General features: G+C 61.2%; 23 protein-coding genes. 13 read left to right on the top strand and 10 right to left on the bottom strand.

Annotated elements, in window-relative coordinates; all coding sequences use genetic code 11:
- The first annotated feature begins 74 nt into the window (after positions 1–74).
- Complete coding sequence (locus tag HGP12_RS07875; protein WP_168839463.1) at positions 75–1,271, top strand: MFS transporter; 1,197 nt, start codon at positions 75–77, stop codon at positions 1,269–1,271.
- 65 nt (positions 1,272–1,336) lie between these two features.
- Here the strand turns inward: HGP12_RS07875 and HGP12_RS07870 are convergent, their stop codons facing one another.
- Both HGP12_RS07870 and alr read right to left on the bottom strand, forming a co-directional pair.
- Positions 1,337–2,587: a D-amino acid dehydrogenase gene (locus HGP12_RS07870; protein ID WP_168839464.1), complete on the bottom strand. Its 1,251-nt coding sequence runs from the start codon at positions 2,585–2,587 to the stop codon at positions 1,337–1,339.
- A gap of 33 nt (positions 2,588–2,620) precedes the next feature.
- Positions 2,621–3,754, bottom strand: coding sequence for an alanine racemase (alr, locus tag HGP12_RS07865; RefSeq protein WP_168839465.1), 1,134 nt, complete (start codon positions 3,752–3,754; stop codon positions 2,621–2,623).
- Between the two features lie 124 nt (positions 3,755–3,878).
- Here alr and HGP12_RS07860 point away from each other — a divergent pair, with 124 nt between their 5' ends.
- Entirely contained in the window at positions 3,879–4,343 is a 465-nt protein-coding gene (locus HGP12_RS07860) for an Lrp/AsnC family transcriptional regulator (protein ID WP_168839466.1), read from the top strand.
- A 39-nt stretch (positions 4,344–4,382) separates the two neighbouring features.
- Here the strand turns inward: HGP12_RS07860 and HGP12_RS07855 are convergent, their stop codons facing one another.
- The gene (locus HGP12_RS07855) at positions 4,383–6,164 is read right to left on the bottom strand and encodes a PAS domain S-box protein (protein WP_168839653.1); all 1,782 of its coding nucleotides are present in this window, start codon (positions 6,162–6,164) and stop codon (positions 4,383–4,385) included.
- Between the two features lie 270 nt (positions 6,165–6,434).
- Complete coding sequence (locus HGP12_RS07850) at positions 6,435–7,319, bottom strand: LysR substrate-binding domain-containing protein (protein ID WP_168839467.1); 885 nt, start codon at positions 7,317–7,319, stop codon at positions 6,435–6,437.
- Positions 7,320–7,557: 238 nt separating this feature from the next.
- Between HGP12_RS07850 and HGP12_RS07845 the strand changes: the two genes are divergently transcribed.
- Positions 7,558–8,877 carry an MFS transporter gene (locus HGP12_RS07845; RefSeq protein ID WP_168839654.1) on the top strand — a complete coding sequence of 440 codons (1,320 nt, stop codon included), beginning with the start codon at positions 7,558–7,560 and terminating at the stop codon, positions 8,875–8,877.
- Between the two features lie 64 nt (positions 8,878–8,941).
- On the opposite strand, the gene HGP12_RS07840 is transcribed toward HGP12_RS07845, so the two are convergent.
- Complete coding sequence (locus HGP12_RS07840) at positions 8,942–9,991, bottom strand: ornithine cyclodeaminase (RefSeq protein ID WP_168839468.1); 1,050 nt, start codon at positions 9,989–9,991, stop codon at positions 8,942–8,944.
- A 141-nt stretch (positions 9,992–10,132) separates the two neighbouring features.
- On the opposite strand from HGP12_RS07840, the gene HGP12_RS07835 reads away from it, so the two are divergent.
- Together HGP12_RS07835 and HGP12_RS07830 are read left to right on the top strand one after the other, a co-directional pair.
- A complete protein-coding gene (locus HGP12_RS07835; protein ID WP_168839469.1) occupies positions 10,133–10,570 on the top strand; it encodes an Lrp/AsnC family transcriptional regulator in 438 nt (145 codons plus the stop codon).
- A 175-nt stretch (positions 10,571–10,745) separates the two neighbouring features.
- On the top strand, positions 10,746–11,093 hold the full coding sequence (locus tag HGP12_RS07830) for a hypothetical protein (RefSeq protein WP_168839470.1): 348 nt from the start codon (positions 10,746–10,748) through the stop codon (positions 11,091–11,093).
- A gap of 81 nt (positions 11,094–11,174) precedes the next feature.
- On the opposite strand, the gene hutC is transcribed toward HGP12_RS07830, so the two are convergent.
- Positions 11,175–11,930 carry a histidine utilization repressor gene (gene hutC, locus HGP12_RS07825; protein WP_168839471.1) on the bottom strand — a complete coding sequence of 252 codons (756 nt, stop codon included), beginning with the start codon at positions 11,928–11,930 and terminating at the stop codon, positions 11,175–11,177.
- Between the two features lie 195 nt (positions 11,931–12,125).
- Here hutC and HGP12_RS07820 point away from each other — a divergent pair, with 195 nt between their 5' ends.
- The 6 genes from HGP12_RS07820 to solA all read left to right on the top strand — a co-directional run bounded on the left by HGP12_RS07820 (position 12,126) and on the right by solA (position 17,958).
- Positions 12,126–12,965 (top strand): transporter substrate-binding domain-containing protein, encoded by an 840-nt coding sequence (locus tag HGP12_RS07820; RefSeq protein WP_168839472.1) that lies wholly within the window; start codon positions 12,126–12,128, stop codon positions 12,963–12,965.
- A gap of 101 nt (positions 12,966–13,066) precedes the next feature.
- Positions 13,067–13,792 carry an ABC transporter permease gene (locus HGP12_RS07815; protein ID WP_168839473.1) on the top strand — a complete coding sequence of 242 codons (726 nt, stop codon included), beginning with the start codon at positions 13,067–13,069 and terminating at the stop codon, positions 13,790–13,792.
- A 10-nt stretch (positions 13,793–13,802) separates the two neighbouring features.
- Positions 13,803–14,507, top strand: coding sequence for an ABC transporter permease (locus HGP12_RS07810; RefSeq protein ID WP_168839474.1), 705 nt, complete (start codon positions 13,803–13,805; stop codon positions 14,505–14,507).
- A gap of 22 nt (positions 14,508–14,529) precedes the next feature.
- Positions 14,530–15,321 carry an ABC transporter ATP-binding protein gene (locus HGP12_RS07805; protein ID WP_168839475.1) on the top strand — a complete coding sequence of 264 codons (792 nt, stop codon included), beginning with the start codon at positions 14,530–14,532 and terminating at the stop codon, positions 15,319–15,321.
- A complete protein-coding gene (gene hutH, locus HGP12_RS07800) occupies positions 15,302–16,795 on the top strand; it encodes a histidine ammonia-lyase (protein ID WP_168839476.1) in 1,494 nt (497 codons plus the stop codon). The genes HGP12_RS07805 and hutH overlap by 20 nt, the downstream gene beginning before the upstream one ends.
- Positions 16,796–16,809: 14 nt before the next feature.
- Positions 16,810–17,958 carry an N-methyl-L-tryptophan oxidase gene (solA, locus tag HGP12_RS07795; RefSeq protein ID WP_168839477.1) on the top strand — a complete coding sequence of 383 codons (1,149 nt, stop codon included), beginning with the start codon at positions 16,810–16,812 and terminating at the stop codon, positions 17,956–17,958.
- A 21-nt stretch (positions 17,959–17,979) separates the two neighbouring features.
- Here solA and HGP12_RS07790 read toward each other — a convergent pair whose 3' ends face one another.
- Both HGP12_RS07790 and HGP12_RS07785 read right to left on the bottom strand, forming a co-directional pair.
- A complete protein-coding gene (locus HGP12_RS07790; RefSeq protein WP_168839478.1) occupies positions 17,980–18,474 on the bottom strand; it encodes a cytochrome b in 495 nt (164 codons plus the stop codon).
- A gap of 173 nt (positions 18,475–18,647) precedes the next feature.
- On the bottom strand, positions 18,648–20,063 hold the full coding sequence (locus HGP12_RS07785; protein ID WP_168839479.1) for an aldehyde dehydrogenase family protein: 1,416 nt from the start codon (positions 20,061–20,063) through the stop codon (positions 18,648–18,650).
- A gap of 94 nt (positions 20,064–20,157) precedes the next feature.
- On the opposite strand from HGP12_RS07785, the gene HGP12_RS07780 reads away from it, so the two are divergent.
- On the top strand, positions 20,158–21,054 hold the full coding sequence (locus HGP12_RS07780; RefSeq protein ID WP_168878698.1) for a LysR family transcriptional regulator: 897 nt from the start codon (positions 20,158–20,160) through the stop codon (positions 21,052–21,054).
- 79 nt (positions 21,055–21,133) lie between these two features.
- Here HGP12_RS07780 and HGP12_RS07775 read toward each other — a convergent pair whose 3' ends face one another.
- Both HGP12_RS07775 and HGP12_RS07770 read right to left on the bottom strand, forming a co-directional pair.
- On the bottom strand, positions 21,134–21,892 hold the full coding sequence (locus tag HGP12_RS07775; protein ID WP_168839481.1) for an alpha/beta fold hydrolase: 759 nt from the start codon (positions 21,890–21,892) through the stop codon (positions 21,134–21,136).
- 48 nt (positions 21,893–21,940) lie between these two features.
- A complete protein-coding gene (locus HGP12_RS07770) occupies positions 21,941–23,713 on the bottom strand; it encodes a cytochrome c biogenesis protein DipZ (RefSeq protein WP_168839482.1) in 1,773 nt (590 codons plus the stop codon).
- A gap of 360 nt (positions 23,714–24,073) precedes the next feature.
- On the opposite strand from HGP12_RS07770, the gene HGP12_RS07765 reads away from it, so the two are divergent.
- Positions 24,074–25,123, top strand: a complete 1,050-nt coding sequence (locus tag HGP12_RS07765) for an alpha/beta fold hydrolase (RefSeq protein ID WP_168839483.1) — start codon at positions 24,074–24,076, stop codon at positions 25,121–25,123.
- Positions 25,124–25,229: the final 106 nt, after the last annotated feature.

The following is a 25,229-nucleotide window of genomic DNA, read 5'->3' as shown; positions in this document are numbered from 1 at the left end:
ACACGCAAGCCGTGTTAAAGGCGGAAGAAACAATATGGTCGGCTAGGCAGTCGACATAGGCAAGGAATCCTCCCATGGTTGCGGCATTTTCGGGTACGCAGGCCCGATATGAAAAGACGACGATGTCGATCGTCATGGCGGTCAGTACCTGCCATCTGTTGAACGATACGATGCAGTCGCTTTTGACATCGCTCTATCCGATGTTCAGAGAGAATTATGCGCTCGATTTCGTGCAGATCGGGTTGCTGACGATGATGTTCCAGATCACCGCGTCACTGCTTCAGCCGGTGGTCGGCATCGTCACCGACAAATGGCCGATGCCTTATTCGTTGCCTATGGGCATGGTTAGCACGTTTTCAGGTCTCGTGCTGCTCGGCTATGCCGGCAGTTTCAGCGTGCTCCTGATCGCCGCAAGCCTGATCGGCTTCGGCTCGGCCGTCTTCCATCCGGAGGCGTCGCGCGTTGCGCGTCTGGCCTCCGGCGGGCGCCATGGCCTGGCGCAATCGCTCTTCCAGCTTGGCGGCAATGCCGGCTCGGCAATCGGGCCGCTGATTGCCGCATTCTTTGTCCTGCAGCACGGCCAGAAGAGCGTGGCGTGGCTTTCGGTGCTGGCCGTCATCGGCTTCATCGTTCTCAGCTGGGTCGGCAACTGGTTCGTCAATCATCGCCGCCGGCAATCGGCGCGTCCCGCGCCGAGCCGCACTTTGCCGATCGCGCGCAACAAGGCGATGTGGGCGCTTGCCATCCTCATCCTGCTGACGGCGACGAAGAACGTCTACATGGCGAGCATCTCCAGCTATTTCACCTTCTACGTCATCGACAAGTTCCATCTCGATGTCCGCGATGCGCAGCTGATGCTGTTCCTCTTCCTCGGCTCCGTCGCCGTCGGAACGATCATGGGCGGTCCGGTGGGCGACCGCCTGGGCGCACGCTTCGTCATCTGGTTCTCGATCCTCGGCGTCATCCCGTTTGCGCTGATGATGCCCTATGCGAACCTGTTCTGGACCTGTGTCCTGACCGTGATCATCGGCCTCGTGCTGGCCTCGGCTTTCCCGGCGATCGTCGTCTTTGCGCAGGAGCTGATTCCCGGCCGCGTCGGGCTGATCGGCGGCATCTTCTTCGGCTTCGCCTTCGGCGCGGGCGGACTTGGTGCGGCCTGGCTCGGCGATTTCGCCGATGAGCGCGGCATCTCCTTCGTCTACACCCTCTGCTCGTATCTGCCGCTGCTCGGCCTATTCACGATCTTCCTGCCACGAATCTCGCGGCATTGATCGATGTCGGCGAGCGTATCGCTCGCCGATTTTCTGCATGAAAACCTATATGCCGAGTGTTGCCGTCAGGCGTAGCGGCTGATGGCGAGATCGGTTGCGTCGATATCAGGCTTGCGGCCACTGACGAGATCGCTGACGACGCGCGCCGAACCGGAGCTCATCGTCCACCCAAGCGTGCCGTGGCCGGTATTGAGGTACAGGCCCTTGATCTTCGTTGGCCCGATGACTGGCGTGCCGTCCGGCGTCATCGGCCGCAGCCCCGACCAGAAGGAAGCCTTGGCGACATCGCCGCCGGGGAATAGGTCGGTAACGGAATGCTCGAGCGTCTGGCGCCGGGCGAGGCCGAGATCGTTGGTATAGCCGGAGATTTCGGCCATGCCGCCGACGCGGATACGATCGCCAAGCCGGGTGATGGCGATCTTATAGGTCTCGTCCATGACGGTCGATTCCGGCGCCCGTGATGTGTCGGTAATCGGAATCGTCAGCGAATAGCCCTTGACCGGATAGACGGACAGGCTGATGCCGAGCGGCTTCAGCAATAGCGGCGAATAGCTGCCGAGCGCGACGACGATCGCATCGGCGTCCAACCGCCCGCGGTCGGTCATGACGGCGCGCACCTGCCCGCCCTCGACGTCGAGCCCGTTGATCGTCGTGCCGTATTGGAACTTCACGCCGAGCTCGACCGCCTTCGCGCCGAGCGCATTGGTGAACTTGAAGCAGTCGCCGGTCTCGTCCTTCGGCGTCAGCAGGCCGCCGACGATCTTCTCGCGGACATGCCTGAGCGCCGGTTCGACACGGACGCAGCCGTCGCGATCCAGTACCTCATAGGGAATGCCGTCGGCTGCCAGAGCCTTGACGTCCTTGGCTGATGCATCCAGCTGCTGCTGCGTGCGGAACAACTGCAGCGTGCCCTGCATACGTTCGTCATAGGCGATGCCGGTTTCCTGGCGAAGCTGGGCAAGCGAAATGCGGCTGTAATCGGCAAGACGCAGCATCCGGCTTTTGTTGATCGCATAGCGTTCCGAGGTGCAGTTCGACAGCATCTTGACGAGCCATGAGAGCATGGCGCGATCGACCTTCGGACGCAGGATGAGCGGGGCGTGGTGCATGAAGAGCCACTTGATCGCCTTCATGGGAATACCGGGTGCGGCCCAGGGCGAGCAATAGCCGAAGGAGACTTCGCCGGCATTGGCAAAACTCGTTTCCAGCGCCGGACCCTGCTGCCGGTCGACGACCGTAACTTCGTGGCCCGCCTTGGCAAGCTGATAGGCGGATGTCACGCCGATAATGCCGGCACCCAGAACGACGACTTTCATGATGTCCTCAGAGAGAAATGAGAGATAGGAAGGTCAGCGGTATTGACGGTGGAAGCGATGGCCGAGACTGGTCAGGATCTCATAGGAAATCAAGCCGGCATCCCGCGCAAGATCCTCCAGGGTCTGGTGATCTCCGAGAACCTCCACCATGTTTCCGATAGGCAGGGCGCCTTCGGGCAGAGCGCTGATATCGATTGTCGCGCTGTCCATCGACACGCGGCCGACGATCGGCAGGCGGATACCGTCGTAAAAAACCGCGCCGCGATCGCTGAGGCTGCGCGGAAGGCCATCGGCATAGCCGGCGGCGATCGTCGCAAGCCGGGTTTGGGTCTTCGTCACGTGCACGCCGCCATAGCCGACGCGCGCGCCTTCCGAAACCGTTCGGGTCTGCACCACGGCGACATCGAGCCGGACGACGGCTTCCATAGGGTTGGCTGCGCCGCTCGTGGGGGCGCCGCCATAAAGGGCAATGCCCGGCCGCGCCAGCACGCCGTGAAAATCGGCGCTGAGGAAGATGCCGCCGGAATTCGCGAACGAAACGTCGTAGCTCGGGAATTCCGCTGCGACGCGACGCATTTCCGCCAGCTGATCGGCATTTTGGCCGTTGTCGACTTCGTCGGCGGAGGCGAGGTGGCTCATGACGAACAGGATGTCGAGATCGTCCGATGTTTGCAGATGAGCCAAGACGGCGCCTCTGTCTTCCGGCGGGATGCCAAGCCGTGACATGCCGGTATCGAATTGCAGAACCGCCGGCAGCCTACACCGGAGGGCGTGTGCGGTCTCCGCCCATTGCTGCAGCTGATCGAGCGAGTTGACGACCGGCACGATGCCGCCATCGGCGCAGGCTGCCTCGTTACCGGGCAGCAGGCCGTTCAGCACGAAGATTGCCGCATCGTCGGGCAATTGCGGACGCAGTCGCAGTGCCTCTATGAAGTGGGCGACGAAGAAGTGGCGGCAACCGCGTGCATAGAGAGCCTTGGAGATCTGGTTTGCGCCGAGTCCATAGGAATCGGCCTTCACCACCGCGGCTGCGCGCGCCGGTGCAACGATTGCAGATAGTTTGTCGTAGTTCCGGCAGAGGGCTGCCAGATCGATCGTTAGATAACCACAAGCTGTGCCGTCGATCGCCAATTTTGGCGCCCGCAAATCCACTGTGCCGCCGTTCATGTCCGCCCTCGTTTCTCAAGTGCAGATTATTGAAATGATCGTGAAATTGCCTATCAAAGAGCGATTGATTATTGTGTAATTGCGCTGATATTGAAACGAACTGCGAATTTTTGAAAGAATTGATATGTCTGCCCTCGATGCCATCGACCGCAATATTCTCCGCCTGCTTCGGCTCGATGCCCGCCTCAGCAATGCGAGGCTGGCGGGAGAGGTGGGATTGTCGCCGTCGGCCTGCCTCAGACGCATCAAACTGATGGAGCAGGCCGGTGTCATCAGGGGCTATACGGCCCTGGTGGATACCTCCCAGGCGGAAGCCACGATCGCCGTCATCATCAACATTACGCTCGAGCGGCAGACGGAGGATCACCTCGATCGTTTCGAGGCCGCGGTGCGCAAGCATCCTGAGATCAAGGAGTGCTTCCTGATGACGGGTGGGTCCGATTATCTCCTGCGTGTCGAGGTTGCCACAGCAGGCGATTTCGAGCGCATCCACAAGGATATTCTTTCGACCATGCCAGGGGTGCTGCGGATCCATTCGAGCTTCTCGATCCGCAATGTGCTTGCGACGCGGCCGAAAAATCCGCGCTGAACAAGCGGTCTGCTCTGCGCATATTCAGGTCGTTCTCTATCAGGCCTGATCCTGGCCGATGCCTGTCGCGGCATGTACCTCGCAGATCACGCCGCTCGGCTCGTAACTGACATTGACCTGGCCGTTCAGTTCGGCCGCCAACAGGCTTTCGATCAACCTGGAGCCAAACCCCTTGCGCGTGGGCGGTTTGACGGTCGGCCCTCCCGTTTCCTGCCAGCGCAGGCTCAGCCGGTCGGTCTTGCCCGGTTCCAGAGACCAGTGGATGGCGACACGGCCATCAGGCACCGACAGCGCGCCGTATTTGGCGGCATTCGTTGCAAGCTCGTGCATCGCAAGCGATATGGAGACAATGGTTCGCGGCGGCAGTTTGATCGCCGGACCGGAAATTTCGAACCTCTCCTTAGGATAGAGCGACAGTGCCTGGCCGATGACGGTCAAGAGGTCTGCTTCTTCCCATTTGCCATGGATCAGCAGGTCATGCGCGCGTGCCATCGAAGCCAGCCGCGCCTCGAATGTCTCGACGGCCGCCTTGTCGACCTCGTCGCGTCCCAATGTCTGACGTGATATGGCCATGACGGTTGCAAGCACGTTCTTGACGCGATGATTGAGTTCGCCGACTAGCAGCGTCTTAAGGCGTTCGGCTTTCTTCTTCGCGCTGATATCATGGGCCGTCTTCGAAGCCCCCACGATCCGGCCATAGGCGTCATAGATCGGGGAGACGCTGAGCAGGACGTCGACAAGTTCGCCGTTCTTGCAGCGCCGCTTCGTCTCATAGGGCTCGACCTTCTGACCCGCGCGGATCTGGGCGAGGATCGTGGATTCCTCTTCACTGCGGTCGTCCGGAAGGAGCATCGTGACCGATCTGCCGACGGCCTCTTCGGCGGAGTGGCCGTAAAGCCTTTCCGCCCCCGTGTTCCAGCTTGTGATCACCATATTGAGATCGATGCTGAGGATCGCGTCGTCCGACGAGGCGATGATGGCCGCCAGACGCCGTTCCACTTGCTGCACCCGTTTGCGTTCGGTGATATCAGTGACGACCCCGGCGACCCGCTGGATGTGTCCCGAACTGTCCCGCAGGCCGGAGATGGCGTTTGCGACCCATACAAGGCTGCCATCCTTGCGGATATAGCGCTTTTCGATCTCAAAGTTTTCACCGGTCGCCATCATCGTCTCGAACAGGCGCGTGTTCTCAGGTAGGTCGTCCGGATAGGTGATCTCGTCCATCCGCATGCCGAGAAGTTCCGTCTCGGAGTAGCCGACGATCTCGCAGAAGCGCGCGTTCACCTGAACGAAGCGGCCGTCGAGCTCGCATTGCGCCATTCCCGTCGCGGATTGGGAAATGACGGCGCGGATCCGTTCCTCGCTTTCGCGCAATGCCTGTTCGGAGCGAACGCGTTCCGTCGTCTCATTGACGATGCAGAAGACACCCAGCACCCCGCCATCCGCATCGCGAACGGGCGAATAGGAAATGTCGAAATAGACCGTTTCGGGATAGCCGTGACGCTCGATATAGAACAGCCGGTCCTTGGCGGCGACCGTATTGCCATCCTGCAGGACGGAGCGCAGAAGTGGCTCCAGATCGCTCCAAAGCTCCGCCCAGTTTTCCCGCGCGGGACGCCCCAAGGCCCGCGGATGCTTATCGCCTATCGTGGCGGCATAGGCATCGTTGTAAAGGGCAACGAAGTCGCTGCTCCAGAACATGACGATCTGGGCCTGTGACGACAGCATGATATCGACCGCGACTGTGAGGCAGGAAGGCCATGTCGATCGAGGGCCGAGACTGGTCGCTGCCCAATCGAGGCCAGAGATGAGTGCTGCCATTTCGCCGGTATGACTTGCCTCGATGTTCAGGATGGACCCTCCCTTGAGCGATGGCCGGGCCTGCGAGAATTGTCCGGTTCGCTCATGCTTGCAAAGATTCATAGCATACTCCCCATGGCGAAGTGCAGAGAGAAAATTCGGCGATTTCAATGTATTTCAAGTAACATAGGCGGAATCCGCCACGAATGTTTCGCGTCGATATGAAGCGGCGGCAAATTGCCGATCGTGACCCTGGCGACCGTCAATTCGGCGCCGGTTCCGATCGGGACGTCAGGTGTCCGGCCTTGCGTGCATTTCGGCCGTCAGCCATCGCTCGAGCGCCAATGCATCCGGCCTGCCCGCAATATGCGGGGCGATCCAGAGCACCATGCGCCTAGGCCCGGGCAGGAAGCCGAATGGTGCCACCAGCCGCCCCGAGGCCAGCTGATCGAGCACCAGCATCTGCGGAACAACGGCAATACCGAGACCGCAGGCGGCAGCCTGGATCAGCAGGTAGAAATGGTCGAATGCGGACTGGGACCCTAGCTGCAGATCCGACTTACCCGCGATCGCCTGCCAGTCGCTCCAGGCCTGCGGGCGCGTGCGTGTGGACAGGAGCGCCGCATGCTCCATGTCGCTTGGGCAAAGAATGCCGGAGCGGCTCAGATATTCCGGCGAGCAGACCGGACCGATCGCCTCGCCGCCCAATTCGCGGATGATCGCATCCTTCGGCGGTTCGATGATGCTCGAGCGGATCGCGAGGCTGATCTTGTCCCGGACGAAATCGACCTGATCGTAGTTCATGTTGAATTGCAGGGCGATGTGCGGATGGCGTTCGTGGAATTGGCCGATGCGGGGAATGATCCATCCCATCATGATCGATGAGGAGCAGGAAAGCGTCAGCGGGCCGGGGCGAACACGCTCGACGCTCGCCTGCATCAGGCCGAAGGCGCTTGCCAGCCCCTCGGCCAGCCGCAGCCCTTCCGGCGTCGGCTCGGTGGAATGCGCCCGGCGGTTGACGAGAATGACGCCCAAGGTCTGTTCGAGACCACGAATGTGCCGGCTGATTGCGCCATGCGTGACGCAAAGCTCGTCGGCAGCCAGCGTCATCGACCTGTGCCGTGCGGTCGCTTCGAAAGCCTTCAGGGCATTCAACGATGGAAGAGGGCCGCTCATTTTCCAGTCCTGCGATAATATGATGTGACTTTTCCTCACATGATGGGGAGATTAAATCGTTTGCCTGCGGCTTGTCCATACCGCTAGAGATCGAGGTCATTCGAAGGCGCATGCGATCAAAGGCAGGGACTGGAAGGGAAGTCGGAGTTTCCGTTCTGTCAGCGACGCAAGCGGATCGCTGCGGCGCTGGAGTTTCAGGACTGGGGGAGGATTTCTATTGCAGCCTGCTAATCAGGAAATGTCACAGGTCGAGCGTTCGGCCATCGCCAAGGTGTCGAAGCGGCTGGTGCCGTTTATCGCCTTGATGTTCTTCATCAACTTCCTTGACCGTACCGCGATCTCGTTTGCCGGCCCGAACGGCATGACGACGGATCTGGCGCTGACGGCGGCGCAGTTCGGCTTCGCCGCGGGCATCTTCTTCTTCGGTTATATCGTGCTCGAAATCCCGAGCAATCTGGCACTTCACAAATATGGCGCCCGTCGCTGGCTTGCCCGCATCATGGTGAGCTGGGGCATTGTGGCGCTGTTGTTCACCTGGGTGTCGAGCGCGACGGAGCTCTACGCGCTGCGTTTCCTCCTCGGGGTTGCCGAAGCCGGCTTCTTTCCGGGCGCGATCCTTTTCTTAAGCATGTGGGTGCCCGCCAAGCATCGCAACAAGATCCTGGCATTGTTCTATCTCGCCCAGCCGCTGACGACAGTCGTCGGTGCACCTTTTGCGGCGATGCTAATACAGATGCACGGCCTCTTCGGCTTGGAAGGCTGGCGCGTCATGTTCTTCGGCGTTGCGGTTCCCGCCATCGTCATCGGCATCGTTGCATGGTTCTATCTCGCGGATCGACCCGACGATGCCAAATGGCTGACGCAGACGGAGAAGGATTGGCTGAACCGGGAGCTTGCCGGCGAGGAAAAGGCAAAGGCGGCCGCTCATGGCAAGATGACCGGTCTCGCCCTGACGGATGGCCGCGTATGGCTGCTGTCGGTGATCTATTTCGGCCTGATCTATGGCCTCTATGCGCTGGCCTTCTTCCTGCCGACCATCATTGCCGGTTTCGAGACGAAGTTCGGCACCAAGTTCGACGTTTTCGACAAGGGCCTGATCACGGCCATTCCCTATCTGCCGGCAGCCGTTGCCCTGTTGTTCTGGAGCCGCGATGCATCCAGGCGCGGCGTGCGGCCGTGGCATATCGGCATTCCGGCCTTGGTCGGCGCATTCAGCATTCCGGCCGCGCTCTTTATGGGCTCGCCCGAAGCGACGATCGTCATGATCACGCTGACAGCCTGCGCGATTTTTTCCGCCCTGCCGAACTTCTGGGCCATTCCGTCCCGCTTCCTGGCCGGGCCGGCGGCTGCGGCCGGCATCGCCCTGATCAATACGATCGGCAATATTGCCGGCTTTGCGGCGCCCTATATCACTGGCGTCGTCAAGGATGCGACCGGCCTTTACGAACTGCCGATGTTCATCGTCGGGGCGCTGATGCTGTTGTCAGCACTGCTCGCCTTCTCGCTGAACGGCAGGGTCGGGGAGCCGGAACTGGTTGCGTCGGGCAGCAAGGGCTGAAAACATCCGAGACAAGGAATGGATGAATGGATGGCGGTCGCGAATGTGATCGCCATCGAATTTTTCAGGCCGCCCGCAGCAGCATGCCGAACAGGTCGCGCGGGTCGTCCGGATCGGCAATAATATCGAGCTTCTGGAAGTAGTCCGTGCCGGCCAGCTTCTCGCGCACATAGCGCAAGGCGGAGAAATCCTCGATCGCGAAGCCGACGCTGTCGAACAGGGTGATCTGTCGCTCGCTGCTGCGGCCTTGCGCCCGGCCGCTGACAACCTGCCAGAGTTCGGTGATCGGATAATCCCGATCCATCTGCTGGATCTCGCCTTCGATGCGTGTCTGCGGCGGATATTCGACGAAGGTGTCGGCGCGCAGCAGGATGTCGCGGTGAAGCTCGGTCTTGCCAGGGCAGTCGCCGCCGATGGCGTTGATATGCACGCCGGCGCCGACCATATTATCGGTCAAAATGGTCGCGAACTGTTTGTCGGCCGTGCAGGTGGTGATGACGTCGGCGCCTTCGATGGCGGCCTGGGCCGAGGCGCAGGGCACGAGGCGCAGGCCCGTCTCGGCAAGATTGCGTACGGTCTTTTCCGTCGCCTTCGGATCGATGTCGTAGAGGCGGACTTCCTCGATGCCGAGAACCGCCTTCATCGCCAGCGCCTGGAATTCGGCCTGTGCGCCATTGCCGATCAAGGTGAGGCGGCGCGAATTGGCCGGTGCCAAATGGCGGGCCGCCATTGCCGAGGTCGCCGCCGTGCGCAGGGCCGTCAGGAGCGTCATTTCGGTCAATAGCACCGGGTAGCCGGTTGAGACTTCCGCCAATAGACCGAGGGCGGTGACGGTCTGCAATCCCCTTGCCATGTTCTTCGGATGGCCGTTCACATATTTGAAGCTGTAGACCGCCCCGTCGGAGGTCGGCATCAGCTCGATGACGCCGTCATGCGAATGGGAGGCGACACGGGGCGTCTTGTCGAAAAGGTCCCAGCGGCGGAAATCCGCCTCGATGGCGTCGGTGAGTTCGACCAGCATGGTTTCAATGCCGACATGATGGACAAGCCGCATCATATTCTCGACGCTGACGAAGGGAATGAAGGCTTTTTCCGAAGGGAGCGGTGCGGGCATTGTCATGTCCTCAATGCAGTGATTTTCTACAGGGTAACAAGCAGATCGATTGACTGAAATCGCAAAACTGTGTCAGTTCTGGTATTGCTTTGTACGAATTGCCTAGTATTTTTGACGGAAAAGACAAAAGTGGATTACGCAATGGCGCTTGCCAAATATATTCCGGACGATCTCGATCGACGCATCATAGCGCATTTGCGCGCCGATGGCCGCGCTTCGCTCTCCAAGCTGTCGGATGCCTTGGGTGTCGCGCGCGGTACCGTGCAGAACCGGTTGGAGCGGCTGATCGAGACCGGTACGCTTCTCGGCTTCACCGTGCGGGTGCGCGAAGATTATGAGGAGCAGACCGTCCATGCCGTCATGATGATCGAAGTCGTTGGGAAATCGACGACCCAGGTCATCCGCAAGCTGCGCGGTCTGCCGGAGATCTATTCGCTGCATACGACCAACGGAAATTGGGACCTGGTCGCCAATATCCGGGTAAGCAGCCTCTCGGACTTCGATCGGGTCCTGCGCGAGGTGCGCATGATCGACGGCGTTGCCAATAGCGAAACCAGCCTGCTGCTCAGCAGCTTGTGAAGGTGCTGCTGTCGTCAAGGTGCAGCGCGAGGGGTTGAATTCTCTTTTGCCGAAGATCCTGAGCGGTCAGCCGCCGACATGTCGTGACATGGCGTTCGCATGGATGATCCACCCGTGGATGGCGGGATGCGGCGCCGCGCTTGAAAACTCGCTGCATGTGTTGTTATGATTTCGCATGGACCTCGGTTTGCTCGCCTACGCCGTTGCTTGGACCGTCCTCGGTCTGATCGTCGCGACCACGGTCGTCCCGGTCCGGACGAAGTATCCGTTCATGACGCTCGCAAATGTCGACGGCATCGTCCCGTTTGGTCTTCTGGGCTTCCTGTTCGTCATGGCTTACCCTGATGACCGTCGCATCGTCGCCCTGGTGTGCCTATCGATCGCAGCGGCGAGTGAAACGCTTGCATTGGTCCTGCCGAAAAAGTGCCTGCGGGTCGAGCGTGCGATCCTGAAAGTGCTTGCCACGGTTTCAGGCTTGATTTTAGGTGCTCTGTCCGTGGAGCTTATGCACCAGATCTCCTAGGTCCGCTCCTCAAGTCAAAGCGCGGCAATCGATGGCACCGCTCCTTTCGATAGGAAGAAGGACCTATCTTCCATATACAACCTAGCGATCCGAAGACCTGCTGCTTTGGCTTTCCAGCCGATAGCGATTCCCCGGATACACCAGCCGCGCCGTGGAAACGACGCCGCGCGCAGACCATGTGCGCCGGCGGATCGTCAGGCAGGGCTCGGTCTTCAGGATGGTCAGCAGCTTGCATTCCCAGGCTTGCGGCATCACCGCTTCGACCACATGCTCCGAACCGCTCAAGGGTGCGACCGCCGAAAGATAGGCGTTCGGCGTCATGTCGATGAAGTCCTGCTCCAGGTAGTCAGGGGCGGCATCAGGATGGACATGCCGGTCCTCGATCTGGACCGGCACCCCGTTCTCGCTATGCACGATCAGCGAATGAAAAACCGGCGATCCGATGTCGAGTTCCAGCGCATCGGCCACGTCCGGCGATGCCGCTTCCCGGGCCAGCACGATCACCGTTGCCTGATGGAAATGGCCGCGTTCGGCGATTTCCTCGGCGATGTTGCGCACCTCGAACAAGGCGGATGCGCCCTTGCGTTCGGCAACGAAGGAGCCGACGCCCTGGATGCGGACCAGTTCGCCCTCGTTGGCGAGTTCGCGCAGCGCCCGATTGGCCGTCATCTTGCTGACGCCGAGTTCGGTAACGAGTTCGTTCTCTGAGGGGACGCGATATTTGGGTGGCCACTCGCCGCTATGGATGCGATCGAGTATCATCTGCTTGACCCCGGCATAGAGAGGCGCGGCGTCGTTTTCCGCCAGTTCGCGTTTCATCTCGCCGGAGCGCTTCATTGCCTATTCCCTTTGCACCGAGTGAATCTGCCTCGAAAAACAACTTTCCCACTTGCATATCATAAATTATCTCATATGGTACCCTATACAACCTCGCAATCAATCCTAAAAATAAATTGGGAAAGCGGGCAAGCCGGCGAAGATCGGTAGGAAGTGCTGCAAGGCCTGTTTTCAACCTCAGAGGAGCTCTACACGATGAAATTCAGTGCAATTCTCTTGTCAGGCGTCATGGCTGTCGCCGCTTTGGCGGCTCCGGCCGTCGCCAAGGACTGGAAGACGGCGACGATCACCCTGGAAGGTGCCTACGCCCCGTGGAACATGACGAATGCCGACGGTACGCTCGGCGGCTTCGAGCCGGAGCTTGCCAAAGTTCTCTGCGAACGCGCCAAGATCGACTGCAAGCTCGTTGCCTCCGATTGGGACGGCATGATCCCGGCATTGAATGCCGGCAAGTTCGACGTGATCATGGATGCGCTGTCGATCACCGACGAGCGCAAGCAGGTCATCGGCTTCACCGTTCCTTATGCCGCAACGCCCGCCGCTTTTGCGACCGCCAAGGATAGCCCGCTTGCCAATGCCGCAGGTACCGGCGTCACGATCAAGATGACCCCCGGCCAGACCGGCGTCAAGGAAATCGACGTCCTGAAGGAAGCCTTCAAGGGCAAGACGATCGGCATCCAGGCCGCCACGGTCTATGCCAAGTTCGTCTACGACAATTTCGGCTCGATCGCCACGATCCGCGAATACAAGACCGGCGCCGACCGCGATCTCGATTTGCAGAACGGCCGTATCGATCTCGGCTTCGATGATGCCGTCTACTTCGCCAATGCTTTTGCCAGCGCCAACGACTCGCTTGCCTTTACCGGTCCGGAAATCGCCGGCTCCATTTGGGGCGAAGGCGAAGGTCTCGGCATCCGCAAGGCCGATACCGATCTGCGCGACAAGTTCAACGAGGCGATCAAGTCGGCGCTTGCCGACGGCACCATCAAGACCCTGTCGATGAAGTGGTTCAAGGTCGACGTCAGCCCGCAATGACGAATGCGGCCTTCGGGCCGCTATCACCGGTCTCCGGCTTTGCGGCCGGAGACCGTATGATATCCTGACGCATGAAACTGCCACGGACAGGGATTGGATCTATGGCAACCTTGCAATTGTTGGGCTTCGGCTCGAACGGGTGGGGCGCGCTGCTGCTCGTCGCCACTTTGGTGACGCTCGCCGTCACGGCGACGGCCCTCGTCATCGGAGCCGTGCTGGGCGCGATCGTCGCTTTCGCCAAGCTCTCCGGAAGTCTGACGCTGAAGACGCTTGGCAACATCTACACCACTGTTTTTCGCGGCGTTCCGGAACTCCTGATCATCTATCTGATCTATTTCGGCGGCTCGTCGGCGATGACATCGATCGGCAAGTGGCTCGGCTACGAAGGCTTTCTCGGCTTGCCGTCCTTTGCCGCGGGCGCACTTGCCGTCGGCATTATTTCCGGCGCCTATCAGGCGGAGGTTTTCCGCGGTGCCTATCTTGCCATTTCCAAGGGCGAGCTTGAGGCGGCGTCTGCGATCGGCATGCATCGCGGCCTGCGCCTGCGGCGCATCATCATGCCGCAGGTCCTGCGCTTCGCCATTCCGGGTCTCGGCAATGTCTGGCAGCTCAGCCTCAAGGATTCCGCCTTGATCTCCGTGACCGGCCTTGCCGAACTGATGCGCACCAGCCAGGTCGCTGCCGGCTCCACCCGCCAGTATTTCCTCTTCTTCATTGCCGGCGGCATTCTCTACCTGGTCCTGACCAGCCTGTCGGACCGCATCTTCAACGGGGCCGAACGACGCGCCAATCGCAGCATGCCGGCTGCGACTATCGGCCAGGCTTGAGGAGGAAGACATGGACTTCGATTTTCTCTCGAGCACAATGGTCACCCTGCTGAAGGCAGTGCCGATGACGCTGCTGCTCTTCTCCCTGTCGATCCTCTGCGGCGGCCTTCTCGCTCTCGTCATCGTCGCCATGCGCGTTAGCGGCAACCCGATCCTGTCGGGTTTCGCCAAGGGCTATATTTTCGTGTTCCGCGGCTCGCCGCTGCTGATCCAGATGTTCCTGATCTTCTACGGATTGGCGCAATTTTCCATCATCCGCTACTCGTTCCTCTGGCCGTTCCTGCGCGAACCCGTCGTCTGCGCCATCCTGTCGCTGGCGCTCTGCACCGCCGGTTATTCGGCCGAGATCTTCCGTGGCGGCATCCGTGCCGTTTCGCCGAAGGAAATCGAGGCGGCGCGTTCGATCGGCATGTCCGGCTTCCTGCTCGTTCGCCGCATCATCGCGCCGATCGCCTTCCGGCACGCGCTGCCGGCCTATTCGACCGAGATCGTGCTGATGATGAAGTCGACGGCGCTTGCGAGCCTGGTCACCGTCTGGGAGGTCACCGGCGTTGCCCAGCGGCTGATCTCGCAGACCTATCGCACAATGGAAGTCTTCATCTGCGCCGCGATCATCTACCTTGCGCTGAATTTCATCATTCTGCAGGCCATGGCCCTGCTGGAATATTCATTGTCCCGCCATCGCCGCGCGATCCCGCCGGCGCTGAAGGCCTAAAGCTTACTGGAGCAGGCAAATCATGCCAGATGTCACCCGACTTTCCGTCCGCAACATCCGCAAGAGCTTCGGTACCCATGAGGTCTTGCGCGGTATATCGCTCGATGCCCAGGACGGCGATGTGATTTCGCTGCTGGGAGCCTCCGGCTCAGGCAAATCGACATTCCTTCGCTGCATCAATCTCCTCGAGATCGCTACGGACGGCGAGATCTGGGTGGATGGCGAGCAGATCCGCATGATCCACAAGAACGGCAAAAGCTACCCGGCAAGCCACAAGCAGGTGGATCATATCCGCTCCGAGCTCGGCATGGTGTTCCAGAGCTTCAATCTCTGGTCCCACATGACCATCCTGCAGAATGTCATCGAGGGGCCGGTGCATGTGTTGAAGCGCCCGCGTGCCGAGTGCATCGCCGAGGCCGAGGTGCTGCTGGAAAAGGTCGGCATCGCCGACAAGCGCCATGCTTATCCCGCGCATCTGTCCGGCGGCCAGCAGCAGCGCGCGGCGATTGCCCGCGCGCTCGCCATGAAACCGAAGCTGATGCTGTTCGATGAGCCGACTTCAGCACTCGACCCGGAGCTCGTCGGCGAAGTGCTGCGCGTCATGCGCTCGCTCGCCGAAGAGGGTACGACGATGCTTGTTGTCACCCACGAGATGAGCTTTGCCCGCAATGTCTCCAATCGCGTCGTCTTCATGAAGGAAGGGCTCGTCGAAAGCAGCGGTACGCCGGACGAGATGTTCGGCGGTGGCGCGTCGCCGGCCTTCCGCCAGTTCATCGGCCATTTCGGAACCGGCAATGACCATCACCATCGATAAGCCGATTTCCTGGCGCGACGTCGCGCGGGTCGGTGCCGGCGAGCCCTTGTCTCTCTCCGATGCTGCCTGGGAACGGGTTGCCGAGGCAAGCCGCATCGTCGAGCGTATCGTCGAAGCGGGCGTGCGCGCCTATGGCATCAATACCGGCGTCGGCGCCTTGTCCGATACGGTGGTCGATCGCGATTCCCAGAGCCGGCTTTCGCGCAACATCATTCTGAGCCATGCCTGCGGCGTCGGCCCGCTCCTGCCGGCGCGCGAGGTGCGCGCCATCATCGCGGCGCAGATCGCCAATTTCGCCCATGGTCATTCCGGCGTGCGGCCCGAGGTCGTCAGGCATCTGGCCGCGTTTCTCGACCGTGACTGCATTCCGGAGGTCCCATCCAAGGGCTCTGCCGGCTACCTCACGCATAATGCCCACACCGCTCTCGTCCTGATCGGTGAGGGCCGGGCTGTCGTGAAGGGTAAATCCATTGAAGGCGGCGAGGCGCTTGCGGCAATCGGTTTGAGCCCTTTGGTGCTCGGCGCCAAGGAAGGTCTGAGCCTCGTCAACGGCACCGCTTGCGCCACCGGCTTGTCGGCGCTTGCCGTCTCTCGCGCCGAACGCCTTTTGGACTGGGCCGATGCCATTGCCGCCCTGACGCTGGAGGCCGTGGGCTGCCAGATGGCGGCTTTCGATGAAAACGTGCTGGCGCTGCGTCCGTCGGCTGGCATTGCCAAAGTCGGACGCAGATTGCGCAGCCGCCTGCAGGGCAGCGGCCTCGTTGCCGCCGCCCTCGGTCGGCGTACGCAGGATGCCTTGAGCCTGAGATCGGTCCCCCACGCCCATGGCGCGGCCTGGGATGTCTTTGCGCAGACGGCCCGTATCGTCGATCAGGAACTCGCCTCGGTCACGGACAATCCGGCCGTCTCGGGCACGCCCGAGCGGCCGATCGTCTCCTCCGAGGCGCATGCGGTGGCACCCGCTCTCGGGCAGGCAGCCGATGGTCTGGCGATCGCGATCGCGCAGATGTCAGCCATCAGCGAGCGGCGGATGGATCGCCTCGTCAATCCGCTGGTCAGCGGCCTGCCGCCGTTCCTCGCGAGCGACGCCGGCAGCCATTCCGGCTTCATGATCGCGCAGTACACCGCTGCGGCGCTGAGCAACGACAACAGGCGCCTTGCCGCGCCCGCATCGCTGGATGGCGGCCTGACCTCCGGCCTTCAGGAGGATTTTCTCGCCCATCCGACGGCTGCAGCCAGCAAGCTGCTGGCGATCCTCGACAATGCCGAATATATCCTGGCGATCGAGCTGATGGCAGCGGCGCAGGCGCATGATTTCCTCTCTTCCAAGGGAGCGCGAGCACCGGGAACGGAGCGCATCTATGCCGCCGTCCGTTCGCGTGTTCCCCTTTACGATGACAATCGGCCGCTGAACGCGGATATCGAAATCCTGCGCGCCATGGTCTGCGAGGTCGCGCCACCCTCCGAAACGTGAAACTGGAGCATAACATGTCCGCGCAATTCGACGTTGCCGTCGTCGGTCTCGGGGCGATGGGAAGTGCTGGATTGTCCTTTGCCGCCGCTCGCGGCGCAAAGGCGATCGGGATCGAGGCGCATTTCCCCGCCCATGCGACTAGCTCCTCGCATGGCGACAGCCGGCTGATCCGCCTCGGCTACTTCGAGGACCCGTCCTATGTTCCGCTGCTGCAGCGGGCCTATCACAATTGGCGTTCGCTGGAGGCAAGGCTGCGCGCCGAGATCTTGACGGTGACCGGCGTGCTGCAAATCGGCGCACCGGACAGCAAGATCGTCAGCGGCACGCGCGCCTCCTGCGACATGCATGGACTGCCGCATGAAATACTGGACCGGGACGCCATGAAGCGCCGGTTTCCGGCTTTTGCGCTGGAGGAGGGCGAGGTCGGCCTGCTCGATCCCCAGGGCGGCTATATCAGGCCGGAAGCGGCGATCATGGGCTATCTGAAGTTGGCGGCGGAAGATGGTGCGGTTCTGCATTTCGGCGAACGTGTCGTTTCCATCGAGCCAGACGATACGGGCGTCACGGTCGTTTCCTCGACGGGACGATATCGCGCCCGCAAGGCGATCGTCGCCACCGGCGCATGGATTGCCGAGCTGGTGCCGCAATTAAAGAGGCATGCCCAGCCCATCCGGCAGGTGGTCGCCTGGTATCAGCCGAGGGACGGCTTCGTTGCCGAGCCGCGGCGCATGCCCTGCTTCCTTCGGGACGAGGGTGCCGAGGGTTCTTATTTCGGTTTCCCGGCAATCGGCGTCGATGGCGTCAAAATCGGCCGCCACGCACATTTCCGGGAACCGATCGACCCGACCGTGCCCAATCCGCCGGTCAATGACGCCGACACCGATCTGCTCGACAATTTCGCCCGCAAGCGCCTGCCGGAGGCAGCGTCGTTTCGCGTGCGGGCGACGACCTGCCGCTATACCATGCTGCCGAGCGAGGATTTTCTCATCGATCGAGTGCCGGGACAGCCTGACATCGTCGTGTCTTCGGCCTGCTCCGGCCATGGCTTCAAGTTTACGAGCGTGGTGGGCGAAATCCTTGCGGATTTGGCGCTGGAAGGCGGAAGCACATTGCCGACTGGCCTGTTCTCTTTCCAGAAGCACTTTGGCGGCCCAGGAGCATAGGCCGCCAATCTTGCCGGCAATTTAGCCGATCGTCATGCGTCGCAGCACGTCCGACCGGAAATAGAAGTGCTGGAGGAGTGCGCCGAGGATGTGAAGGACGACGACGATCCAGAGCAGGGACTTGATCGGTCCGCCATGGACGAAGGCCGCGGTATCGATCCCCAGATAATAGGCCGCCATTCCCGACAGCGGCATCGCAAAGATCAGCACGTAGAGCAGGACATGTGTCAGCTGCGCAAGATAGTGCAGGAAGGCAGGCTGATCATCCGGTGTGGCGGGGACGTTGGACGAAAATCTGACCGCAAGGCGCACGATGGCCAGCAACAGGACAGCAATGCCGGCATAGGCGTGGATATTGGCGCTGGCAATGTCGGCCGATGAGGGCGTCTGGCCATTGCGGACCAGATGCCGCCACGCATTCATCCCATCCGGAAACAGGAGATTGAAAAAGATAAGCAAGGCCATGAGCCAGTGAAGGATGCGTTGCGGGATGGAATAGGCAGATCTGGCAGGCATTGGATCTCCTTAGATTGAAACTGTTCTAAAGATAGAACGTGATTCTAACGAGAACCTGAACGCCACGGGCGGCTTGTTGGGTTGTCAGGTGGTGGTGGGGCTGGGGAGCCCTTCACCGGTAGTTCAAGGGAATGCCCGGACGACCTATAAAGGTCCCCGGGGGCTCCGTCTTATCAGCTGAGCACCGCACGTGGTTCGAGGAACGATTCCAGGCCATAAATGCCGAATTCACGGCCGATACCCGATTGCTTGAAGCCGCCAAAGGGGGCAAGCGGCTCATGCGGCGCTCCGTTAATGACGACGCGGCCGGCTTCGATGCGCTCGGCGATCCGCTTTGCCCTAACAATATCGGATGAGAAGACATAAGCCTGCAGGCCATAGACCGTATCGTTGGCGATTTCGAGCGCATGTGTTTCATCGCGATAGGGGATGACACAAAGCACAGGCCCGAAAATCTCTTCGCGAGCGATCCGCATATCGTTGTCGACGCCCGAGAAGATCGTCGGACGGACGAACCAGCCGCGATCGAGCCCTTCGGGACGTCCTTCGCCACCGATGATTAGCCGAGCGCCTTCTTCCTGGCCGAGGCGGATATAGGATTGGACGCGATCCCACTGCCTCTGGCTGACCATCGGGCCGATGCTGACTTTCGGATCGCTGGCATCGCCCACCTTGAGCGTCGCAACCGCCCGGGTCAGACGATCATGGATTTCCGCCAGCCGGCTCTCGGGCGCGAGAATGCGGGTGCCGGCGATGCAGGCCTGGCCGCTATTGGCAAAACCGGCGGCCAATATCTGCGGGATGACGGTATTAAGATCGGCATCGTCCAGAACGATGTTCGGGCTCTTGCCGCCAAGCTCAAGCGTCACGCGCTTCAAGGTCGTAGATGCCGCTTGGAGGATCGCCCGTCCCGTCACCGTCGAGCCGGTGAAGCTGATCTTGGCGATATCGCGATGGGCGCTAAGAGCGGCACCCACCACATGGCCGTAACCATTGACGATGTTGAATACACCACCCGGCAAGCCGGCCGCGTGCAGGCATTCGGTGATGAGCTGCGTCTGGATCGCGCTCATCTCGGAGGGCTTGATCACCATGGTCGTCCCAGCCGCGATGGCGGTGGCAAGCTTGCTGCAGATAAAGCCGTAATTGCTGTTCCACGGCGTGATCGCGGCTGCCACGCCGGCGGGTCGCATCTCGATTTCCGCATGGCCGACGCGACGGCGAAACTCATAATTTTCGAGCGTCTTGGCCATGTGGAGAAACGCCGTGGCGGCGTGCGGCACCGAAAAGCCGATAAAGGATGCCGGTGCGCCATATTCCTCGCGCATGGCGTCGGCGAGGTCGGAGGCTCTAGCCGCGACGGCATCGTGCAGGCTTTGCAGCATGGCAATACGCTCGGCCTTCGAGCTTTGCGACATTGCCGGAAATGCCGATTTGGCGGCGTGGACGGCATCGTCGACGTCCTGTCCGTTTCCAAGACGTACCGTACCGATCTGCTCTTCCGTGGCCGGATTGAAAAGAGGGGCCTCCTCCGTGCCGTGGGGCTGAACGAAGCTGCCGTTGATGTAGATGGTGTCGATGGTGCGCATGAGCGTCTCCTTTATCTTCACCAGAGAGGTAAGATGCGCTATCTGATCGGTCTAGCAGGACAAAGCGGAACAGGCTGATGAGGAAAATCGCGCAATGAAGGCTAGCCTGGCGGAGCTCGAAGCGATCGCGGCGGTTGCCCGCCATGGCGGCTTTCGCGCCGCCGCCCGCGAACTCGGCATGTCCTCGTCGGCGCTCAGCCATGCGGTTGCTGCGCTGGAAGAGCGCCTGTCGCTGCGGATTTTCAACAGGACGACGCGCAGCGTAACCTTATCGGAAGCTGGCGAGCGCTTTGTGGCGGATATCGCGCCGGCGCTAGCAGTGATCGACCAGGCGATCGAAAATGCCGGCATGGCTTCCAGTTCGGTATCGGGCACACTGCGGCTCAACATGGCGGCCGGCGCGGCGCGGATGCTGCTGGTTCCTCTCATCCTCGAATATGGGCGGCGCTATCCAAGCGTGGACATCGAGATCGTCACCGACAATGCCTTGGTCGATGTCATCGGCAAGGGCTTCGATGCCGGCATTCGGCTTGTCGAGGCCGTTCCGACGGATATGGTCGCAATACCCATTGTTCCGACGCTGCGCTCCCTCGTCGTCGGCTCCCCTGCCTATTTCGGCAGCAGGCCGCGCCCCCTTGTTCCCGGCGATCTTCTCAAGCATCGCTGCATCCGCGCTCGCATGGCAAGTGGTCGGCTGTATCGCTGGGAATTCGAGCGGCACGGTCAGGCCGCGTTGATCGACGCGCCGGGAAGCCTCACTCTCGATGCTTCCGATCTGATGTTGAGTGCCGCACTCGATGGGGCGGGGCTGGCCTATATCAGTGAAGCGTCCATTGCCGACCACCTAGCGGCGGGCAATCTGATCTCCGTGCTGGAGGATTGGAGCCCGCCTTATCCGGGTCTCAGCCTCTATTTTGCCCGGCGACGCCAGATGCCGGCGCGGCTGCGGGCCTTGATCGATCTGATCCGCGAACAAAACGCTTCCCGCTGATCGTGGGCGAAAGATGCGTGCGTGAAGCCTATAGGAAGCAAGCAGCGGCCCCGTTGACGAGGCCGCCGCCGGTTTGACCTTACTTGCCGGCGTCCTTGGCCGCCTTCTCAATCACGGCGGCAACCTTTTCAGGCTGCGAGGCGAAGACGGCGTGGCTCGCCTTGATTTCGGTCACGTCGCTGCCGGCGCGCTTTGCCATGTCGCGCTCAAGCTCGGGATTGATGGAGCGGTCGTTGGTTGCGACGATGGCCCAGCTCCTCTTCGCCCGCCAGGCAGGATCGCCGACCTTGGCGGTAAAGGCGGCCTTCGAGGCAAAGACCTGCGATTTCGCCATGAAATCGGCCTCGTCCTTCGGGAGGTCGGCTGCAAAGTCCGCGGCGAAGGCTACTGGATCGAGATAAAGATATTGGCCGTCCTTGGTTTCGCGGATGTTCATGCCGCCGGCGGGCTTGGAGCTCGCGAGGCTGATCAGGCTCTCGCCCTTGTCGGGCTGGAACGCGGCGACATAGACGAGGCCTGCGACATCCGGGCGATTGCCCGCTTCGGTGATGACCATGCCGCCATAGCTGTGGCCGACGAGCAGGCTCGGCCCGTTCTGAAGGTCGAGCACCCGGTTAGTGGCGGCGACATCGTCGGCGAGCGAGGTGATCGGCTCCTGCACGACCGTGACCTTGAAGCCATCCTTTTCGAGGATCTCGGCGGTCTTGCGCCATCCCGAACCGTCGGCAAGGGCGCCGTGGACGATGACGATGTTCTTGATCTCGGCTGCCTGCGCCGCAAAGGCAAAGGTGCTTGCAGCGAGGCTGAGGGCGGCGATGGCGAGAAAACGGGTCTTCATGGGGTAACTCCTGTCAGTTAAGGTTCATGCTTGGGGTAAGAGGGAATTTCAGCCGAAGGTGAAGGCGTAGGCCTGGACTCCCGGATCAAGGAAACGGATCTCGAAGTTGTGCGCGGTCACGTCACCGGACTGGCGGACGAGCTGGTAGAGCTTGGTTTCAGTCACGGTGCCGTTTCCGGCGGCATCGGTATCGGAGCCGTGGTCAGCGCCGGGTGCCTTTCCGTCCACGGTCACCTGGAAGCGGATCGGTTTTCCGTCGGCCGCCGGTCCGAGGACGAGATGCAGGTCGCGGGCGCTGAAGCGATAGCTGATGCCGCCGCCTGCCCTGTCGAGCGTTGCCTCTTCCGGGCCGATCGTCCAGGTGCCTACCAGTCCCCATTGGTTGAGGCCGGGATTGGCGATCGAATAGTCGGCCTCGGTATCTGCCTTCATGCCTTCCGGGGAAGCAAAGCCGGTTGCTTGCCTGTAGCCGACATAGGTCTCACCAGAGCGCATATGGCTGAGATCCGGGCTTGCTTCCGCGCCCCTTGCATCCGGAACGACCGGGCCGCTTTGGACCATGTTGCTGCCCGCGTCGCGCAGAAGATCCTGGATCGCCTGTTCGGTCTGGCGATAGTTGCCTTCGCCGAAGTGCTGGTAGCGGACCTGTCCCTTGGCATCGATCAGGTAAAGGGCAGGCCAGTAATTGTTCTCGAAGGCGCGCCAGATGCGGTAGTCGTTGTCGATCGCGACCGGATAGCCGATCTGGAAGTCGGCAATCGCCTTCTTGACGTTGTCGACATTCTTCTCGAAGGCGAATTCGGGAGAATGGACGCCGATGACGACGAGGCCCTGATCCTTGTATTTTTCCGCCCAGGCGCGAACATAGGGGATGGTGCGGATGCAGTTGATGCAGGAATAGGTCCAGAAATCGACGATCACGACCTTGCCGCGAAGCTGGGCTGTGGTCAGCGGCTCCGAGTTCAGCCAGGTGACGGCGCCGTCGAGCGAAGGGGCGGGACCCTCGATGGGCAGGTCGCTATGGAAGGGACGCGTCGCGTCGCTGGCAATCTTCATTGGGTTGTTGCTGCCAACTTCGGTCCCTGGGTTTGCGCTCTTGCTATGCAGCTTCTCCAGCAGGGCTTGCTCGAAGAAGCCGGTGCTTGCATAGGAAAGGCGCGCGAGCAGGCCGGTGTCGAGGCCAAGGGCGATGGCAGTCACGCCGGCCAGGACGGCGACGCCTGCAAGCTGGCGGATACGTTCGCTGACGCCGAGTGACCTCTTCATGCCGGCAAAGATCCTGCCGCCGGCAACGAGTGCAACGGCAAGCGAAGTGGCGGCGCCCGCACCATAAGCAAGCAGCAGGAAAGTCGTCTGCAGATTGGCACCCTTCAAGGCGGCACCTGTCAGCACGAGCCCGAGGATCGGGCCGGCGCAGGGCGCCCAGAGCAGGCCGGTCGCAATGCCGAGCACGAAGGAACTTCTGACGCTCGATGTCGCACGGCCGTTGCCCGCGGCGTTCAGGAGATTATTGCCGAGATCGACGGCCGGCCGGGACAGGACGCTCGCGATGCGCGGCGAGATCAGGCTTAGGCCGAAGAGGCCGAGCAGGACGATTGCCGCAAGGCGTCCATATTCATTGGCGCGGATCGCCCAGGCGCCGCCGATCGCGGCAAGAGTTGCGACAAGGGCAAAGGTGAGCGCCATGCCTGCCAGCATGGGCAGCGTGCTCCTGACGAAAGGCTGTCCCGCACGGGCGAAGACGAAGGGAAGGATGGGCAGGATGCACGGACTTAAGATCGTCAGCGCGCCGCCGAGATAGGCTATGATGAGAAGCGTCATCGTCTTGTTCCTTCAGAAGCGATTGACCGGCTGCTAGCGGCGACGGGCCGCGCCCGGCAGTGACGCCATCTATCGTTCGCGACGTATCTCGAATGTGTCTGGCCAGATGGAGGAATGTACCGAAACGTCGATGTCTTCGGTTTCGATACACTGCGATACAAACTGAAGGGTGCCGATGTGATTTTTATCCGCGCTTCAGAGGCTTCCAGACATTGCTCGATCAAAAGGAGTGGATTGTATCAGACTGTATCTCCGCCTTCGGAAGCTACATAGTCATTCAAAACCATGCGACTGGCGACACATCGGCGATACATGCCGCTGGTTTTCTCAGTCTCACGATCCAATCGACAGGAGAGACAGATGTCTGAGGAAATCAATCACAACCGCCGCCGCTTCTTTGGTATTGCCGCCGTCGCCGTTGCAGCCGCCGAATTCGGCCTGCCGGCGATCGCTGGTGCCGAGGAAAAGGCTTCCGCTTCGACCCTGCCGGCGATCAAGGCCGGAAGCCATACTTCCTTCGACGCGCTGAAGCAGATCAATGCCGGCGTGCTCAATGTCGGTTACGCCGAAGCCGGCCCGGCCAATGGTCCGGTCGTGCTTCTGCTGCACGGCTGGCCCTACGATATCTACAGCTTCGTCGATGTCGCGCCGCTTCTGGCCGGAGCCGGCTACCGGGTCATCATTCCCTATCTTCGTGGCTATGGAACCACCCGCTTCCTGTCGAAGAAGACCCTGCGCAACGGCCAGCAGGCAGCGCTTGCCGCCGACATGATCGCGCTTCTCGATGCGCTGAAGATCGAAAAGGTCGTCGTTGCCGGCTACGACTGGGGCGGCCGCACCGCCGACATCATGGCGGCGCTTTGGCCCGAGCGTTGCAAGGCATTGGTCTCGGTCAGCGGCTATCTCATCGGCAGCCAGGAGGTCAACCGCAAGCCGCTTCCGCCGAAGGCAGAGCTTGCATGGTGGTACCAGTTCTATTTCGCCACCGAGCGCGGCCGCCTCGGCTACCAGGAAAACCGCCATGATTTCGCAAAGCTGATCTGGCACACCGCCTCGCCGCAATGGGCCTTCGACGACGCCACTTTCGATCGCTCAGCTGCCGCTTTCGACAACCCGGACCATGTCGATATCGTCATCCATAATTACCGGTGGCGCCTGGGTCTCGCCAAAGGCGAGGCGAAGTTCGATGCCGATGAAAAGAAGCTTGCCGCAGGCCCGGTCATTTCGATCCCGACCATCACCATGGAGGGCGATGCCAACGGCGCGCCTCATCCGGAGCCATCGGCCTATCGCAGCAAGTTCTCGGGCAAGTATGAACATCGCACCATTACCGGCGGCATCGGCCACAATCTTCCCCAGGAAGCGCCGCAAGCCTTCGCCCAGGCTGTGATAGATGTTGATCGTTTCTAGTTCAGCGGTAGTGTGCGGGAGGGCGCCGGTTTAAGCTGGCGCCTGTTGCCGTTGGCACGACGAAAATGACTATTCGTAGGCTGATGCTTACGATGATGAATGGGAA

The sequence above is a fragment of the Rhizobium sp. P28RR-XV genome (assembly GCF_012641385.1).
In the GTDB taxonomy this organism is placed as follows: Bacteria; Pseudomonadota; Alphaproteobacteria; order Rhizobiales; family Rhizobiaceae; genus Rhizobium.
This window is presented reverse-complemented; position numbering and strand designations above follow the sequence as displayed.

Excerpts from the sequence above, each read along its gene's own strand:
- HGP12_RS07775 (WP_168839481.1), bottom strand. The coding sequence starts at position 21,892 with ATGAAGACCCGTTTTCTCGCCATCGCCGCCCTCAGCCTCGCTGCAAGC.
- hutC (WP_168839471.1), bottom strand. The coding sequence starts at position 11,930 with ATGAAGCGCTCCGGCGAGATGAAACGCGAACTGGCGGAAAACGACGCC.
- HGP12_RS07875 (WP_168839463.1), top strand. The coding sequence starts at position 75 with ATGGTTGCGGCATTTTCGGGTACGCAGGCCCGATATGAAAAGACGACG.
- HGP12_RS07855 (WP_168839653.1), bottom strand. The coding sequence starts at position 6,164 with ATGGCAGCACTCATCTCTGGCCTCGATTGGGCAGCGACCAGTCTCGGC.
- alr (WP_168839465.1), bottom strand. The coding sequence starts at position 3,754 with ATGAACGGCGGCACAGTGGATTTGCGGGCGCCAAAATTGGCGATCGAC.
- HGP12_RS07765 (WP_168839483.1), top strand. The coding sequence starts at position 24,074 with ATGTCTGAGGAAATCAATCACAACCGCCGCCGCTTCTTTGGTATTGCC.
- solA (WP_168839477.1), top strand. The coding sequence starts at position 16,810 with ATGTCCGCGCAATTCGACGTTGCCGTCGTCGGTCTCGGGGCGATGGGA.
- hutH (WP_168839476.1), top strand. The coding sequence starts at position 15,302 with ATGACCATCACCATCGATAAGCCGATTTCCTGGCGCGACGTCGCGCGG.
- HGP12_RS07830 (WP_168839470.1), top strand. The coding sequence starts at position 10,746 with ATGGACCTCGGTTTGCTCGCCTACGCCGTTGCTTGGACCGTCCTCGGT.
- HGP12_RS07820 (WP_168839472.1), top strand. The coding sequence starts at position 12,126 with ATGAAATTCAGTGCAATTCTCTTGTCAGGCGTCATGGCTGTCGCCGCT.
- HGP12_RS07860 (WP_168839466.1), top strand. The coding sequence starts at position 3,879 with ATGTCTGCCCTCGATGCCATCGACCGCAATATTCTCCGCCTGCTTCGG.
- HGP12_RS07770 (WP_168839482.1), bottom strand. The coding sequence starts at position 23,713 with ATGACGCTTCTCATCATAGCCTATCTCGGCGGCGCGCTGACGATCTTA.
- HGP12_RS07835 (WP_168839469.1), top strand. The coding sequence starts at position 10,133 with ATGGCGCTTGCCAAATATATTCCGGACGATCTCGATCGACGCATCATA.
- HGP12_RS07840 (WP_168839468.1), bottom strand. The coding sequence starts at position 9,991 with ATGCCCGCACCGCTCCCTTCGGAAAAAGCCTTCATTCCCTTCGTCAGC.
- HGP12_RS07785 (WP_168839479.1), bottom strand. The coding sequence starts at position 20,063 with ATGCGCACCATCGACACCATCTACATCAACGGCAGCTTCGTTCAGCCC.
- HGP12_RS07845 (WP_168839654.1), top strand. The coding sequence starts at position 7,558 with ATGTCACAGGTCGAGCGTTCGGCCATCGCCAAGGTGTCGAAGCGGCTG.
- HGP12_RS07870 (WP_168839464.1), bottom strand. The coding sequence starts at position 2,587 with ATGAAAGTCGTCGTTCTGGGTGCCGGCATTATCGGCGTGACATCCGCC.
- HGP12_RS07780 (WP_168878698.1), top strand. The coding sequence starts at position 20,158 with ATGAAGGCTAGCCTGGCGGAGCTCGAAGCGATCGCGGCGGTTGCCCGC.
- HGP12_RS07790 (WP_168839478.1), bottom strand. The coding sequence starts at position 18,474 with ATGCCTGCCAGATCTGCCTATTCCATCCCGCAACGCATCCTTCACTGG.
- HGP12_RS07805 (WP_168839475.1), top strand. The coding sequence starts at position 14,530 with ATGCCAGATGTCACCCGACTTTCCGTCCGCAACATCCGCAAGAGCTTC.
- HGP12_RS07810 (WP_168839474.1), top strand. The coding sequence starts at position 13,803 with ATGGACTTCGATTTTCTCTCGAGCACAATGGTCACCCTGCTGAAGGCA.
- HGP12_RS07850 (WP_168839467.1), bottom strand. The coding sequence starts at position 7,319 with ATGAGCGGCCCTCTTCCATCGTTGAATGCCCTGAAGGCTTTCGAAGCG.
- HGP12_RS07815 (WP_168839473.1), top strand. The coding sequence starts at position 13,067 with ATGGCAACCTTGCAATTGTTGGGCTTCGGCTCGAACGGGTGGGGCGCG.